12 protein-coding genes and 2 pseudogenes are annotated in these 15,146 nt (G+C 37.1%); 7 read left to right on the top strand and 7 right to left on the bottom strand.

Annotated features, from left to right (window positions below; genetic code table 11):
* The first annotated feature begins 359 nt into the window (after positions 1 to 359).
* From SAGCYANO_RS41880 to hpsU, 5 genes and pseudogenes are all read left to right on the top strand, one after another.
* Positions 360 to 1,277: a glycosyltransferase family 2 protein gene (locus tag SAGCYANO_RS41880; RefSeq protein WP_202225412.1), complete on the top strand. Its 918-nt coding sequence runs from the start codon at positions 360 to 362 to the stop codon at positions 1,275 to 1,277.
* A gap of 1,689 nt (positions 1,278 to 2,966) precedes the next feature.
* On the top strand, positions 2,967 to 3,917 hold the full coding sequence (locus tag SAGCYANO_RS41875; protein ID WP_202225411.1) for a glycosyltransferase family 2 protein: 951 nt from the start codon (positions 2,967 to 2,969) through the stop codon (positions 3,915 to 3,917).
* A gap of 896 nt (positions 3,918 to 4,813) precedes the next feature.
* Positions 4,814 to 5,431: pseudogene (locus tag SAGCYANO_RS46935) on the top strand (type ISP restriction/modification enzyme).
* Positions 5,432 to 5,637: 206 nt separating this feature from the next.
* Complete coding sequence (locus tag SAGCYANO_RS51185; protein ID WP_202225453.1) at positions 5,638 to 5,892, top strand: type ISP restriction/modification enzyme; 255 nt, start codon at positions 5,638 to 5,640, stop codon at positions 5,890 to 5,892.
* 1,799 nt (positions 5,893 to 7,691) lie between these two features.
* The gene (hpsU, locus tag SAGCYANO_RS41845; RefSeq protein ID WP_202225407.1) at positions 7,692 to 8,267 is read left to right on the top strand and encodes a hormogonium polysaccharide biosynthesis acetyltransferase HpsU; all 576 of its coding nucleotides are present in this window, start codon (positions 7,692 to 7,694) and stop codon (positions 8,265 to 8,267) included.
* 159 nt (positions 8,268 to 8,426) lie between these two features.
* Here hpsU and SAGCYANO_RS41840 read toward each other — a convergent pair.
* From SAGCYANO_RS41840 to trxA, 6 genes and pseudogenes are all read right to left on the bottom strand, one after another.
* Positions 8,427 to 9,409, bottom strand: a pseudogene (locus SAGCYANO_RS41840) (hypothetical protein).
* A 919-nt stretch (positions 9,410 to 10,328) separates the two neighbouring features.
* The gene (locus SAGCYANO_RS51180) at positions 10,329 to 10,508 is read right to left on the bottom strand and encodes a zinc ribbon domain-containing protein (RefSeq protein WP_375340100.1); all 180 of its coding nucleotides are present in this window, start codon (positions 10,506 to 10,508) and stop codon (positions 10,329 to 10,331) included.
* A gap of 137 nt (positions 10,509 to 10,645) precedes the next feature.
* Positions 10,646 to 10,999 carry a transposase gene (locus SAGCYANO_RS51175; protein ID WP_375340099.1) on the bottom strand — a complete coding sequence of 118 codons (354 nt, stop codon included), beginning with the start codon at positions 10,997 to 10,999 and terminating at the stop codon, positions 10,646 to 10,648.
* A gap of 192 nt (positions 11,000 to 11,191) precedes the next feature.
* Positions 11,192 to 11,371 (bottom strand): hypothetical protein, encoded by a 180-nt coding sequence (locus SAGCYANO_RS51170; RefSeq protein ID WP_375340098.1) that lies wholly within the window; start codon positions 11,369 to 11,371, stop codon positions 11,192 to 11,194.
* The gene (locus tag SAGCYANO_RS51165; RefSeq protein WP_375340097.1) at positions 11,358 to 11,588 is read right to left on the bottom strand and encodes a helix-turn-helix domain-containing protein; all 231 of its coding nucleotides are present in this window, start codon (positions 11,586 to 11,588) and stop codon (positions 11,358 to 11,360) included. The genes SAGCYANO_RS51170 and SAGCYANO_RS51165 overlap by 14 nt, the downstream gene beginning before the upstream one ends.
* Before the next feature lie 222 nt (positions 11,589 to 11,810).
* Positions 11,811 to 12,128 carry a thioredoxin gene (gene trxA / locus SAGCYANO_RS41825; RefSeq protein WP_202225406.1) on the bottom strand — a complete coding sequence of 106 codons (318 nt, stop codon included), beginning with the start codon at positions 12,126 to 12,128 and terminating at the stop codon, positions 11,811 to 11,813.
* Between the two features lie 240 nt (positions 12,129 to 12,368).
* On the opposite strand from trxA, the gene fabG reads away from it, so the two are divergent.
* Together fabG and SAGCYANO_RS41815 are read left to right on the top strand one after the other, a co-directional pair.
* Entirely contained in the window at positions 12,369 to 13,136 is a 768-nt protein-coding gene (gene fabG, locus SAGCYANO_RS41820) for a 3-oxoacyl-[acyl-carrier-protein] reductase (protein ID WP_202225405.1), read from the top strand.
* A 533-nt stretch (positions 13,137 to 13,669) separates the two neighbouring features.
* Entirely contained in the window at positions 13,670 to 14,296 is a 627-nt protein-coding gene (locus SAGCYANO_RS41815; protein WP_202225404.1) for a Uma2 family endonuclease, read from the top strand.
* Between the two features lie 30 nt (positions 14,297 to 14,326).
* Here the strand turns inward: SAGCYANO_RS41815 and SAGCYANO_RS41810 are convergent, their stop codons facing one another.
* The gene (locus SAGCYANO_RS41810; RefSeq protein WP_202225403.1) at positions 14,327 to 14,884 is read right to left on the bottom strand and encodes a Uma2 family endonuclease; all 558 of its coding nucleotides are present in this window, start codon (positions 14,882 to 14,884) and stop codon (positions 14,327 to 14,329) included.
* Positions 14,885 to 15,146: the final 262 nt, after the last annotated feature.

Below are 15,146 nucleotides of genomic sequence, written 5' to 3'. Positions count from 1 at the left end.
ATGAGATTCGGTGTAATGAGCGACCTTTTACCCCCGCTTTATGGATTGAAGACCACTCTCTACCATAGGGGAATATGCTTTAACTCCTGCACTTGGAGAGTAGGACTTGAATTTTCTAGGATACTTGTTCTCACCTACATGGTTACTCAGTTATCATCTGTATAGGACTTTAAGTCCTTACTCAACTAATATTAGTTACTATACAGATGTCAATCATCCTTCCATTACTGGTTTCGACTGAACGAATCGCACTCTCTATCGTGAAAAGTTCCACAATTGAGGCAAGTCCACTCACGGACATTTCACTCTTTCTTTCCTCCCTTAAAACCACAAAAAAAGTAAAATAGTAACAATTAACTATGGCCCAAATATCTGCTATTATCTGTACTCATAATCGGGACAATTACTTAGGAGCTGCAATAGATAGCCTGCTTGGACAGGATTTTCCTGGTAGCTTTGAAGTAGTAGTAGTAGACAATGCTTCAACCGACTGCACCCGCGAAGTAGTAGAAGCAAGATCCCCTAGTCCTAATCTCAAATATGTCTATGAGCCAGTCACAGGATTATCTGTGGCCAGAAATACAGGAGCAAAAGCAGCCAGTGCGGAAATTTTAGCTTATCTTGATGATGATGCTGTGGCTAGTTCCCAATGGTTAAGGGTATTGGAAGAAGCTTTTCAAAGTAATGAAAAACTAGCGATCGCTGGTGGTAAAGTTACTTTGATTTGGCCAGAAGGAATTAGTCCCCCCAAATGGTTGTCTCCAGAGTTATCAGGAAACCTCGGTTACTATGACCTTGGTGATTCTGTAGTTTATATTAATCAGCCTGGTTTAACTCCTAGAGGTTTAAATTATTCTATTCGTCGTACATTTCTCGAACAAATTGGTGGCTTTGATACTAACTTAGGTCGAGTGGGCAAAAAGCTATTGTCTAATGAAGAGTTGCATACCACAGAATTAGCAATAAAGCAAGGTTGGCAAGTGGCTTATTTACCTGAAGCTCTTGTTGCTCATAATGTAGCTCCTGAAAGGGTTAGACCTGCCTGGTTTATTGAAAGAGGTTGGTGGCAAGGCATTAGCGAATGTTATCGCGAACAACTAGCTGGTCAAGCAGGTCTTAGGCAGTTAGGAAAGGGAAGTGAGAGAATGATTAGGGGTGTGTATAAGTCTCTCAAAAATATAGCAGACCCGGCTAAACGTTTTGATAATTTTGTCTATGCTTATGCTCAAATAGGCTATCTAGGTGCAGCTATTCAGGGAATGATATCTACGAAGTAGTTGGTAGGTGTTGACTACTCCCCGCAGCTTTTGCCGAGGGGATTCTAAGTTGATACTACGCAACACCGATAAATCCTTGTTGCTTCGTTACTCCTTAGCTGACCAAAGATATATTCTTTGGGGACAATTTCCGCGGTGCCCCTACACAGTCGGCTTAAGTCTAGACCTAGCTTTCTGCTTACTTTTGTCTAAACGTTTGTATATCCAGATAATAGCACAGGACAACTAAAGAAGTCTTGTCTAAACGACTCCCTTGTTTTCATCCCCCGGTTAAAACACGCTTGCTCTCAACGTCGCTTTTCGGTAATAATTAATAATTAATAGGTCGGTGTTAAAATTTGTCGCTATGTAACAAAATGTAAATTCACCCTCAAATCAACTATAGGTCGTAGTTTGGAATTAGTTTACAAAACTTAATATAGTTAGGCTTTTTCATGTGTACCTACTTAGGGCTTGCTGATTAAATCTAAAAGTATTTACAGATAAAGGTAAGTGCCTTTTTGGGGTCGAATTGCAGTGCCTGGTTTTCAGCTCTTCACGGTCAAAAAGTTAGCATTTTAGGGGCATAGTTGGGCCGAAAAATCACTCTGACAAAACTTAGCTCCTACCTCCTCGCTCATTCCCGGTTCCTCCTGTCTCCCCCTCCCCTCCTGGGAGGGGTTAGGAGTGGGTTGGGAGGGGTTAGGGGTGGGTTGGGAGGGGTTAGGGGTGGGTTGTCTCCTGTCTCCCCTCCTGGGAGGGGCAGGGGTGGGTTGTCTCCTACCCTCACCCATCAGAGCTGATTTATAAACTGAGCTAAAACTCTTATGCTATCTAGGTCTCAGGAATTTCTGGTTTACTGGTCCAAAATCGGCAAAACCTGTGTCCTGTAAGAAATTCAGCCTCTTAATATTTACTTTATAAATCAGCTCTAAGACTTTTTCAGCAAACCCTACTTAATTATTAATTATTGAACAAAAGGCTAACCCAACTAAATGTCGCGAGGGGCCTCCCGTTATAATCTCCGATTTAACGCTATCCATTACCCACATCTTTGCTTAATATAAAACTTGACAAAATAGACAAGTCATGGGTGAGTCTTGGTTAGGCTTTTTCGGGAGAAAAATGTATTTTCCCATACATTTTTTTTGAAAATTTCAGTAGTTTTACTTAGCTACTATGATTCTTTCTCCTTTCTCCCCTGCTCCTTGCTCCCCCTCTCCCCACAAGGGTTTCAAAACTTATGGGTAAGAGATAGGATTGAATGGGAGGGTGCGACCTGCAAAAAAACTCATCTCTACAGCAAAGTAACAAGAATTATGCTATGATTAGTGTTATTAGGAGTAGCGGTAATACGCACCTGAAAGCAGAACCGAGACAACTCAAGATATGGGGTTCAACTCAGAAGTCCTAGTAATTTCCGTGAGAAGGTAAAATCTTGAAGGTAGCTAGGTGAGTACAGAACTGGACAGTACAAAACGGCGGTGGGCCTCATCGTTGCTGCCAGTGGACGCGCGCGAGGATGCTAAACCTTTGTTCGCGCAGCGTTGCGCCAGCAAAACAGGAAGCCCTTTTCCGTGAGGGAGGGAAGCCCTCGTTATAGCGCTATAACGAGGGAGGACATCACGGCAACTCAATACAAAACCCCTAGTGCCTTCAGAGGATAGCGATAATAAAATAAGGTAATTCCCATCTATAAAATTCTGAACTATGACATCATCTAAGGTACCAGTTTCAGTTCTCATCCCGGCTAAGAATGAAGAAAAAAATTTATCCGCTTGTCTAGATAGTGTTGCAAGAGCAGATGAGATATTTGTAGTAGATTCTCAAAGCAGCGATCGCTCTGGGGAAATTGTAGAAAGTTATGGAGCAAATTTAGTACAATTTCATTTTAATGGTCAATGGCCAAAAAAGAAAAATTGGTCTTTAGAAAATCTGCCATTTCGGAATGAGTGGGTACTTATTGTTGATTGTGACGAACGTATTACTCCTGAGCAATGGGATGAAATTGCTGTAGCTATTCAAGACCAAAATTACAATGGTTACTACCTTAATAGACGAGTATTTTTTCTAGGTAAATGGATTCGTTATGGCGGTAAATATCCTGATTGGAATCTGCGTTTATTTAAGCATAAAGAGGGTCGCTACGAGAATTTAGGAACTGAGGGAGTTCCCAATACGGGGGATAATGAAGTCCATGAACACGTTGTTTTAAATGGAAAGGTAGGCTATCTGAAAAATGATATGCTTCACGAAGATTTTCGCGATTTATTTCACTGGTTGGAAAGACATAATCGTTATTCTAATTGGGAGGCACGAGTACATTATAATATATTGACTGGTCAGGATGATGATGGAACTATTGGTGCAAGTTTGTTTGGGGATGCGGTACAGCGTAAACGTTTTCTGAAGAAGATATGGGTAAGGTTACCATTTAAACCGATGTTGAGGTTTATTTTATTTTACTTCATTCAATTAGGATTTTTAGATGGTAAAGCAGGATATATTTATGGTAGGTTACTGAGTCAATATGAGTATCAAATAGGCGTTAAACTTTATGAACTTAAAGATTGTGGTGGTCAGTTAAATACTGTTCAGAAAATAGAAAAAACTGCTAAACCTCGGTCAGTTGCTCAGGTAGATTCAGCCAGTAGTAGTTAGTAGTTAGGCGAAGTTAATAATTAATAATTAATAATTAATAATTAACAATTACCTCTTCTTTTAGTCTCATGGATATGGCTCCGAGACCTCGCCATCCCTCGACCGCTTGTTTCTCCTTTAAAGGAGAGGCTTTTTACCTTAATTATTCGGCAAGCAAAATATCCAAAAATATTTACTTCCTAGTTCTAAGACTTGCAGTAGGTGTGGAACTGAATCGTGAGTCTCTGTTTTTATCAGAGCGCGTCTTCAATTGCGAACACTGTAATTTTAGCTGTGATTGCTCCGCAACGCTAGCGCGAACGAGACTTGAATGCAGCGTTAAATTTAGCTATGGCGGTCAGTTTGCTCCGCAACGCTAGCGCGTTTCGCGTCAGCGTTGCGTTACGCCAGTTTTGCGTTGCGCCAGCTTTGCGTTGCGCCAGCTTTGCGAAGCAAAAGCAAAAGCAAAAGCAAACGACCGTGACAGCCTGTGGACTGGATAACGCCGACGTTGCCAGGTTGAAGCAGGAATAGAACAGATTATTTATTATATAAAATCATAGATTTTTACAGATAATCATAGGTTTCTAAGAACGGAATCCCATGTTGTCGCGTAAGCGCAACATCGGGAGGATGTCAATGCTGATGATTCTGATATATCGATAACTCTAAATTTATCCTCATACTTGAGTTGATAGCTAGAATCAGTAGTGCCAAAATTTAGCTAATTAATCTGAAGTTAACCGAACATTTAAGGGAGGTAGAAAAAGGAAAGTTAACCTATTTTCTACTTCCCTATTTTGATTTTTATAGCATTAACTGGCTATCAGCATTTTCCGTATTGGAATGCTCCGCAAACATCATTTCCGGACTGAAACGCTTTTTAACGATTTTAGGCATTAAGCGACTAATTAACTATACAGGATTTACAAACTCATAGAGATAATTTTGTCATAGATTTTGATAGGAATGTTCTTCTCAAACGAATCCAGGATTTTCGAGATTTAACCATAACTGATGAACAACTATCTCATAGATATAATCTTAAAAATACCCGTGATTGGAAAATTGAAGTAAATAGAAAGTTATTGTCTAATAATCCAAACTGGAAAAGTTATTTAACTACTTGTTTATATCGTCCTTTTGATAAAATATTCTGTTTTTATCATCAAAATATTGTTGAATATTCGAGGAATGAAGTGATGGTACATTTACAATCAGATAATCTAGGGTTAATTTTATGCCGCCAATAAAAAGAGGTAGGGTTTAGACATTGTTTAGTGACTGAAAATATAGGAGATGGAAACTGGATTTCAATTCATTCAAGAGAAAGAAGTTATTATTTTCCTCTCTACATTTACCCCGACACCGAAAGCGGGCAAACAAACTTATTTGTGGAAAAAACAGCCAACTTATCCTCAAAATTTTTAACTACCATCCAAGAAAAATTAGGATATATCTCCACACCAGAAAATATCTTTTATTACGCTTATGCCATATTTCATTCCCCTACTTATAGACAAAGATATGTTTAATTTTTACAAATAGACTTTCCGCGTCTTCCACTCACAAGCAATAATCAATTATTTGAACAATTAACAACTTAAGGAGAAGCATTAGTTAATCTAAATTTACTCAAAAATTTACCAGTTTTCCATCAGGAAGAAAAAACAACCATTGATTATCAAGGGGATGGTAAAAATCTAGTCAAAGAAATTAAATATGACCCGACAAGTTAAAAATATGGATTAACAAAAATTGTTATTTCACAGGGGTAAGTCAAAAAATATGGGAATTTAAAATTGGTAGCTACCAAGTTTTAGATAAATGGCTTAAAGACAGAAAAAAATCTAACCAGGAATTATCCGATGAAGAGATTAATCAGTATCAAAAAATTATTGTTGCCCTGAGAGAAACCGGAAGACTAATGACACAAATAGATGAAATTCTGTCCGACTTTCCCCCTCAGATATTCACAGAGTCAAACCGAGGATAAAAAATTGATTTATCTATATATAGTTGTCATCTCATCTACCTAGAGATGAGCTAGGAAAATTTGCCAAAATTCTCTCAACTTTCCCAAGTAACTATTTACCTATCTCACAAACAATAAGTCAGCAAAAATTATTATTGTCACCAGAGAAACCGGAAGACTAATGACACAAATAGATGAAATTCTGTCCGACTTTCCCCCTCAGATATTCACAGAGTCAAACCGAGGATAAAAAATTGATTTATCTATATATAGTTGTCATCTCATCTACCTAGAGATGAGCTAGGAAAATTTGCCAAAATTCTCTCAACTTTTCCCAAGTAACTATTTACCTATCTCACAAACAATAAGTCAGCAAAAATTATTATTGTCACCAGAGAAACCGGAAGACTAATGACACAAATAGATGAAATTCTGTCCGACTTTCCCCCTCAGATATTCACAGAGTCAAACCGAGGATAAAAAATTGATTTATCTATATATAGTTGTCATCTCATCTACCTAGAGATGAGCTAGGAAAATTTGCCAAAATTCTCTCAACTTTTCCCAAGTAACTATTTACCTATCTCACAAACAATAAGTCAGCAAAAATTATTATTGTCACCAGAGAAACCGGAAGACTAATGACACAAATAGATGAAATTCTGTCCGACTTTCCCCTCAGATATTCACAGAGTCAAACCGAGGATAAAAAATTGATTTATCTATATATAGTTGTCATCTCATCTACCTAGAGATGAGCTAGGAAAATTTGCCAAAATTCTCTCAACTTTCCCAAGTAACTATTTACCTATCCCACAAACAATAAGTCAGCAAAAATTATTATTGTTGCCCTGAGAGAAACCGGAAGACTAATGACACAAATAGATAAAATTCTGTCCGACTTTCCCCCTCAGATATTCACAGAGTCAAACCGAGGATAAAAAATTGATTTATCTATATATAGTTGTCATCTCATCTACCTAGAGATGAGCTAGGAAAATTTGCCAAAATTCTCTCAACTTTCCCAAGTAACTATTTACCTATCCCACAAACAATAAGTCAGCAAAAATTATTATTGTTGCCCTGAGAGAAACCGGAAGACTAATGACACAAATAGATAAAATTCTGTCCGACTTTCCCCCTCAGATATTCACAGAGTCAAACCGAGGATAAAAAATTGATTTATCTATATATAGTTGTCATCTCATCTACCTAGAGATGAGCTAGGAAAATTTGCCAAAATTCTCTCAACTTTCCCAAGTAACTATTTACCTATCCCACAAACAATAAGTCAGCAAAAATTATTATTGTTGCCCTGAGAGAAACCGGAAGACTAATGACACAAATAGATAAAATTCTGTCCGACTTTCCCCCTCAGATATTCACAGAGTCAAACCGAGGATAAAAAATTGATTTATCTATATATAGTTGTCATCTCATCTACCTAGAGATGAGCTAGGAAAATTTGCCAAAATTCTCTCAACTTTCCCAAGTAACTATTTACCTATCCCACAAACAATAAGTCAGCAAAAATTATTCTTGTCACCAGAGAGAGTGGAAGACTAATGACACAAATAGATAAAATTATTCTGGAGGTTTGCTCTTTTTCTGACTCAGTTCATTAATCTATTACACAGTCAAAATAAATTGAATAAGCCTTTTAAAATTAACTATTTTGTAGTAAAATACTTAGAAAGATAAAATGGTATATTATTATCAACTTTTGGTAAGATTATAAAAATGACTATTTATCTACAATAAACATCTCAATGCTATAAAATTGTTGAATTAAAGTCAAGCCTAAAAAAATTTAACTCCCAATGACAAATAACCAACAAACAGAATCTTGGGTCGATCTTCGTAAATACAACCAATCTTGGTATGACCGAGGTAAACCAGGTTGGTTTGTATTACTGTGGTGGTTCGTACAAGCAATTACCTTTCCCTTAACTCCCCAACCCTTATATAGTGTGAGACGATTAATATTAAATCTCTTTGGGGCAAAAATTGGTCAAGGAGTTTTAATTCGCCCCACCGCCAGATTTACCTATCCTTGGAAAATAGCGATCGGCGATTATAGTTGGATAGGAGACGACGTAGTTTTATACAGTCTTGACCGTATAGAAATAGGTAAACATTGCATTATCTCTCAAAAAAGTTACCTCTGCACTGGAAGTCATGATATGGAAGACCACACATTTGGTTTACAAACAGCAAGTATTAATATTGGTAATGGTGCATGGGTTGCTACAGATTGTTTTATTGCTCCAGGGGTTAATATTGGTGCTAATGCAGTTATTGGTGCTAGGAGTAGTGTTTTTAAAGATATGCCAGCAGGTCAGGTTTGTTTAGGAACTCCTTGTCAACCTCGTTACCCAAGAGAAATTAAACATTAGACATCTCCTCCAAAAGAGGGAGTAGGGGAGTAGGGGAGTAGGGGAGTAGGGGAGTAGGGGAGAACCAATTTATTATACTTATTCATCTGAACATAGTATTAATTATTAATTATTAATTATTAATTGTTAATTATTAATTATTAATTATTAATTATTGAACTACTCATTCATATTTTTATAAGTTGCCACTGCAGAAGGCGAACTACGGTTCAAATAACGGAATATCCAATACTTAAAAACAGCATCTAAAATCACTGGAAAAGTTGCAATAAATAAGAAATTAAAATCTCTACTTTCTGCTACTCCAAAATGTTTAGCAACATTTTCCAAAATCACCTCCCAACCATGAGGGGAGTGAAACCCCACAAACATATCTGTTAACAAAATCAGAATAAATGCCTTAGCACTATCACTAAGACCATATATCACATCATCCATAAAAGACTTTAAAATTTCAACATCTCTTCTATTAGCAGAAATAATGCCAACAAAAGAAATCAAAGATATCAGGTCACAAAAATATTTTTAATAGCATTATTACTTCTATTTTTATATTCCGAAGCTATTTCTTGAGCTTTTTCTTCTACTTTATGCTCAATCAATTCTTCTCTTTCAAGCTTGGGTATTTCTGAAACTTCTTTTCCAGCTTCATATAATTCTGGGAATAATTCAGGAGCATGGCCTAAATAAATTTGAAAATGGAGTTCTTCCTCATATTTACGCAACTCCATCAAAGCTTCTTCTTCCAAGTCATGGTTAATAAAAATCTCTTCTTGTTGACTAGAGATTGGCATAAAATGATCAACTAAAAAACCCACAAAAGTTATTTTTGATAGTTGGTGAATTAGTAGAGGCACCAAAATCAATAGTAAAATAAATCTAACCGAAATAATAGTCTTAACTTTAGACTTTCTGAATTTTTTAATTACATCTTCTTCTGCTTCTGGGTCTAACTCTTTCTTGATTCTTTTGAAAGTACTTAATAATGAACGGGGTAAAAAGCTAGTTTCAGGTTGATCTCTTTTTAGTGTTTCTGTAGTATCTATAGAAGAATTAGAGGATATATTATTAATAGAATTATTAATATTATCTTGACTAGATATTATAGCCAAAGAGGGTGAAGCATCAGGCACTTCTACCATTGAATTAGATTTTTGAATTGGAGATTTTGTTTGTTTACGATATCGACTAGCTACTTCATCAATAAACTCTAATTTTTCCAAAATAATTGATGGTCGGTCCTGAAATTCTTGCTGATAATATTTATTGAGTTTATTCTCCCCATCGGCAAACTTCTTTTTCTCAAAAATACCTACAACTGAAACACTGGTATTAAACTCAGCTAATCTAGTTTGAATAACTTTTAAATATCGCTTCAATTCAGAATTAAAATAAGACTTAACACTATCACCATAACTAGCTGATGCTAAAGAAATCTTTTGGCCTCCAAAATGTTTTTCTTCCATAGCCTTAATATTGAGAGCAGCATCATAAGCCATATCCAAAGCTCTTTCAGGAGTTTGTCGAAACCACTCATTAGCACTCAGAACAGAGAGTTTAAATTGCTTCCAGGAGTAAATAGCCATATTGATTATTTTCTGATAAGTTCAATCAGCTCGTAACTATTTATTAAATTTAGATATGGTAATCTCATCAGTAGTAGTTAAAGAGCGAATAATGAACATTTGTATAGTTGATAATAAGCAATTTTCACTTAAAAATAATATCTTTCTACGTAAGCATTCAGCGGTCAGCTATCAGCTATCAGCTTTATTACCTTTTATTATCAACTTAGGAGCCATGTAAGAATAAGTTGTACAAATTTTATCTGGGATAAATTGTGAAATATAGCTTCCATTAAAAAAACTGTTCAAGTTATTTTTACACGACTACTTAGCTGGTATCTTAGCAGATTTTGGCCTCTAATGTAAGCATAAATCTTCTACTAACGTGACATACTCCCACACGCTCGCTGGCGCTATAGTGTAAGCTCTCTCGTTTCCCAGCCCCGGTATTCCGTCGGGCAAGCGCGTGCTTTAAGGACGTCTGGGCCCTGCCTCCCTATTTTTGATATTTATCGCCGCATTTCCGTTTGTCATGCTGCGCAAACAAGTCGCGGTCTATTACAACACCGCAATGCGGACAAGAATGAGTTCGTATGTTTAATTCTTTAGGGACTTTTTCACCACAATTTGAGCAATCTTGGCTAGTATTTCTGGGGTTCACTGCTATAGTTTTCACCTCCAGCATTTGCCTCCTGGGTCGGAGCTGCGCTAACAGCTTTGACAGTCAAAATAGACAGGAATTGTCCCCCAAATCGCATCGTTAATTGATTTACTCAAACGGGTCTTTGCTAGCCCTTTGATATTTAAGTTTGCCTACGGCACGCCGCTCCGCGTCTGGGCAATAACTTCAGCTTTTAATAATAATTCATTGGCTGTTTTGAAATGAAAATCTTTACGTCGATCGGCAACCTTTTTATGTTGCTTCGCTAAAGCTTTGACAGCTTTTAACCATCTTTTGCTACCTTTCTTTTTACGGGATAAGCGTTTTTGTAGAGTCTTTAATCCCTGCTGAGATTTTCGATAGTATTGAGGGATGGGGACTGATTCTCCTTCACTTGTTACTAAGAATTCCTTCAGTCCCATATCAATTCCCAGAGTATTTTTTAATGTAGGTTCAACTTTAGTTGTTAAAGCTGGAACTGATTTTTCTTCTAGGGATAAAGTCATTTCAGTTATCAGTTATCAGTTATCAGTTATCAGTACCTCTGGCTGTTTGCGCAGCATGACAAAGGTCAAGCATAGGGACTGAAATATTGAACTTGATTTTCTCTTGGTCGATTGGATATGGCGCAGGTTTCGGAGTCATCCCTCGACCGCTTTTTCATCCCCTTGAAACCAGAATTATTTAATTATTAATTATTAATTATTAATTATTCGGTAACGTCCTTTTCCATTAAACCTTGGTTTTCCTAATCTAGTTCCATTTTTGTCGGCTTTCAACCATCTATCAAAGGCAAGTTTTACCCGTTTTATGCAATCTTGTAGCACCTGAGAATGAATTAACTTGTAGTCAGGAAACTTGTCTTTAGTATTGACCAAATCTTTTTTTTGAGAGTAATAATCTGGATGGTCTCTTAGTTGAGGAATTGGCATGCACCTTGGGGCAGGCGTTAACTGGGCAGCGATTTTCTGACCACCATGAGAATCTTTCACCTAACCGATAGTTGTACTGCCGACGCAACAATTCCAACCACATTTCTATGATGGCTAACTGTTTTTTATTGGGCCTTAATTTATATTGGTAGGCAGTCCCCATGGTGGAAAATTTCCGGGGTTATAGCAAGATAATAATACAAGTTTTTCAACTAGGGCAAAAGCTTATGCTGAGATGTTGGCAAATTGAATGGGCATCGAACCTATTCAATTGGCCGCCGATTCATCTCACACTCCTCTTTAAAATTATGGTGTGAGGCTCAAGGGCGGTTTAGCTAACCTGTAGAGGATAAGGGAATTCTGCCCGACATTATGTTAATTAAAATTAGACAATATTATCTAAGCGTTCAACTAACTGTTGTGTTTGTACAACCCCTTCTATATTTTCTACTGCCTGACCATTTTTAAACAAGACCAAAGTTGGCAAAGCTTGAATGCCATACTTTGAGGCTAACTGGGGATATTTATCTGTATCAATTTTAACTATCCGCAGTCGGTCTTTCATTTTTTGATTGACCTGTTCCAGAATAGGGGCCATCATTTGACAAGGGCCACACCAAGTAGCATAAAAATCTACCAGAACAGGCATTTCTGAATTAGCGAGTAATTCATCAAAACTATTAAACTGCTTTTTAATTGCCATCTTGAGAAAATATATATACTTAATCTATACTTAATCTATAAATTATAGCGCTACGGATTAAGGTGTTTGACATGAATAGAAGCTGTTTGCGCAGCATTCCGTAGGAAAACCCTGTTGTATTCCCCTATTGCCTGTTGCCTGTTGCCTGTTGCCTTGCGCGTAGCGCTATATTAGCTTAACTCAACAAGCCATAATCCCCTAAGATAGATAAGTTTAAACCATATAGGAAAGGATTTGATTATGGAGGCATTACCCGAAACATTACAGCGTTTGAAGGGACAAGTAGCAATAATCACAGGTGCATCTAGAGGAATTGGTCGGGCAGCAGCTTTAGCATTAGCAATGGAAGGGGCAAATGTAGTTGTTAACTATGCTAACTCTAGTGGTGCGGCTGTGGAAGTAGTGGCAGAAATAGTTGCTGCGGGTGGCAATGGGATGGCACTTCAAGCAGATGTTTCTAAAGCTGAGGAGGTTGATACCCTCGTCAAAGAAGTGATGGAAAAATGGAGTCGCATTGATATTTTGGTTAATAATGCTGGTATTACCCGGGATACTCTACTTTTGCGGATGAAACCCAATGACTGGCAGTCGGTAATAGACCTAAATTTGACGGGGGTTTTTCTTTGTACCCGTGCGGTTAGCAAAATTATGCTCAAACAAAAGAGTGGTCGTATTATTAATATTGCTTCAGTAACTGGACAAATGGGTAATCCCGGTCAGTCTAATTATAGCGCAGCTAAAGCAGGAGTTATTGGCTTTACTAAAAGTGTAGCAAAAGAACTTGCTAATCGTGGTATTACAGCAAATGCGGTTGCCCCTGGGTTTATAGAGACTGATATGACTAAGGACTTGAAAAATTCTGAGGAAATTATCAAGTTTATTCCTCTCGGTCGTTATGGTACACCAGAAGAAGTAGCAGGTATGATTAAATTTTTAGCTGCTGATAGTGCGGCTAACTATATTACAGGTCAAGTATTTAATGTGGATGGGGGGATGGTGATGGCTTAATTAAAGTCAAAAGTTAAAAGTTAAAAGGCAAAAGTCAAAAAAAATCAAAAGTTAAAAGGCAGCGGAAAATCTCCCCCAGCCCCCCGATGATGTATCCCTTATAAGGAACTCCTGAAACCTTGATGGGAGGGTGGGGAGTGTGGGGAGTAAGAATATTCAAAAAAACATATTTTTCAATACACTTTTCTGAGGAAAAAGCCTCTCAAATGACTTACACATAACTTCATTAAAGTCTTTTTGCTGGGGTAGGAGACAACCCACCCCTAACCCCTCCCAGGAGGGGGAGACAGGAGGAACGGGGAATGAGCGAGGAGGTAGGAGTAAGAATTGTCAGAGTGATTTTTCAACTTTTGCTTCGGTGAAAATCCTCACTTTTTTAACCTAAGCTACCGAAAAGCTCATACTTTATTAAAGGCATAAAAAGCATAAAACCAATATCAGTCAATGCTTTGATATTTAATCAGCAAGCCCTAATTAACAATGCAACCCGATAGAGTTAGAACCGAAATTAGAAATTATTAGGAGTATTTAAGATGCTTATTCCCGCAGAAAAACAAGATATTAAGTTAATGACTTTAGAGGAATTTTGGGACTGGTATCCTGATGATAATGGTCGGTTTGAATTACATAATGGAGAAATTTTTGAAGTGCAACCTACTGGAACTCACGAAAAAGTAGCTGGTTTTCTGGCATCAAAACTATCAGTTTATATTGAGCGTCTGAATTTGCCATTTTTTATCCCTCGACAGGGATTAATTAAAGCCATAGATTCGGATAAATCAGCTTATATTCCAGACGTGATGGTATTGGATGATAATGCTATGGAAAACGAGCCAATGTGGAATAAGCGATCGACTATTACTCAAGGTACGAGTGTTAAATTAGCTATAGAAGTAGTAAGTACCAATTGGCAAGATGATTATTTAATGAAGTTGGGAGAGTTTGAAAAATTAGGGATAAATGAGTATTGGATAGTTGATTATTTAGGGTTAGGAGGTCGGCGCTATATTGGAGACCCGAAGCAACCAACTATTTCGGTTTATAATTTAGTTGAAAGTGAATATGTGATTAATTTATTTAGAGGTCAAGATGTGGTAGTTTCCCCGACTTTTCCAGAACTTAATTTGAGTGCAAAACAAATATTTCAAGTGGGGAAGTAGTTGAGAATAGTTATTATCAATAGCAGAATATCAAGGCAAAAACATTTCTGTCAGGGATAAAGAAACTGATGGAAAATTCAAGGGTTCGATCTTCCCGCTATCGGACAAAACAGTTTCAGATTTATAACCTTCTTGTGTAGGATGACGATATATATAAGCTTGGCGATCGCTTACATCTAAAACCCAATATTCGGGAATATTTGCCCGAGCATAAATAAGTGCTTTTTCTTGTCGATCTATTCTCAAGGTAGTGTCAGAAATTTCGATTAAAAAGAATATTTCCTCTGGAGTAGGGTGGTGAACGCCATAAGCTTTCGGGTCGATCTGAACTACCGCAATATCCGGTTCTGGTTCTGAAGTTAATAATGTAACTGGTAAATGCATCCTAATATGAGCTTCTTGAGTTAATTGAGATTTTAAATAATCTGATGTCCGTTGAGTTGTTGCAGCATGAGGGGCACGTTGGGGATTAATTTCGACAATACGACCTTCTAATAGTTCGACATAGGATTCTGGTGTCAGAATACCACAATCTATCATTTGATGATACTCTGCTACTGTCCACAAACGAATTTTGCTTGTTGTCATTAGTTTAATTTCCTGTTTTTGATAATTTCTATAATTACTTCAAGACTTTAATCTCCCCTACTCCCCTGCTCCCCTACTGCCAACTAAATGACTGAGAGTTAAGTTTAATGATGAAAATCCTATTATTATTGATTTTAGCTGAAATTTTATGGCTAGAATTAGATTGTGTTGTTTAATTTTTAACTTTTTTGCAGATAATAGTTTCTTTGGCTGAGATGAAACGGGAATTTTTGGGGTAGAATAATATTTTTGAGTAGATTTA

The sequence above is a fragment of the Okeania sp. KiyG1 genome (genome assembly GCF_014132355.1).
In the GTDB taxonomy this organism is placed as follows: Bacteria; Cyanobacteriota; Cyanobacteriia; order Cyanobacteriales; family Microcoleaceae; genus Okeania.
This window is presented reverse-complemented; position numbering and strand designations above follow the sequence as displayed.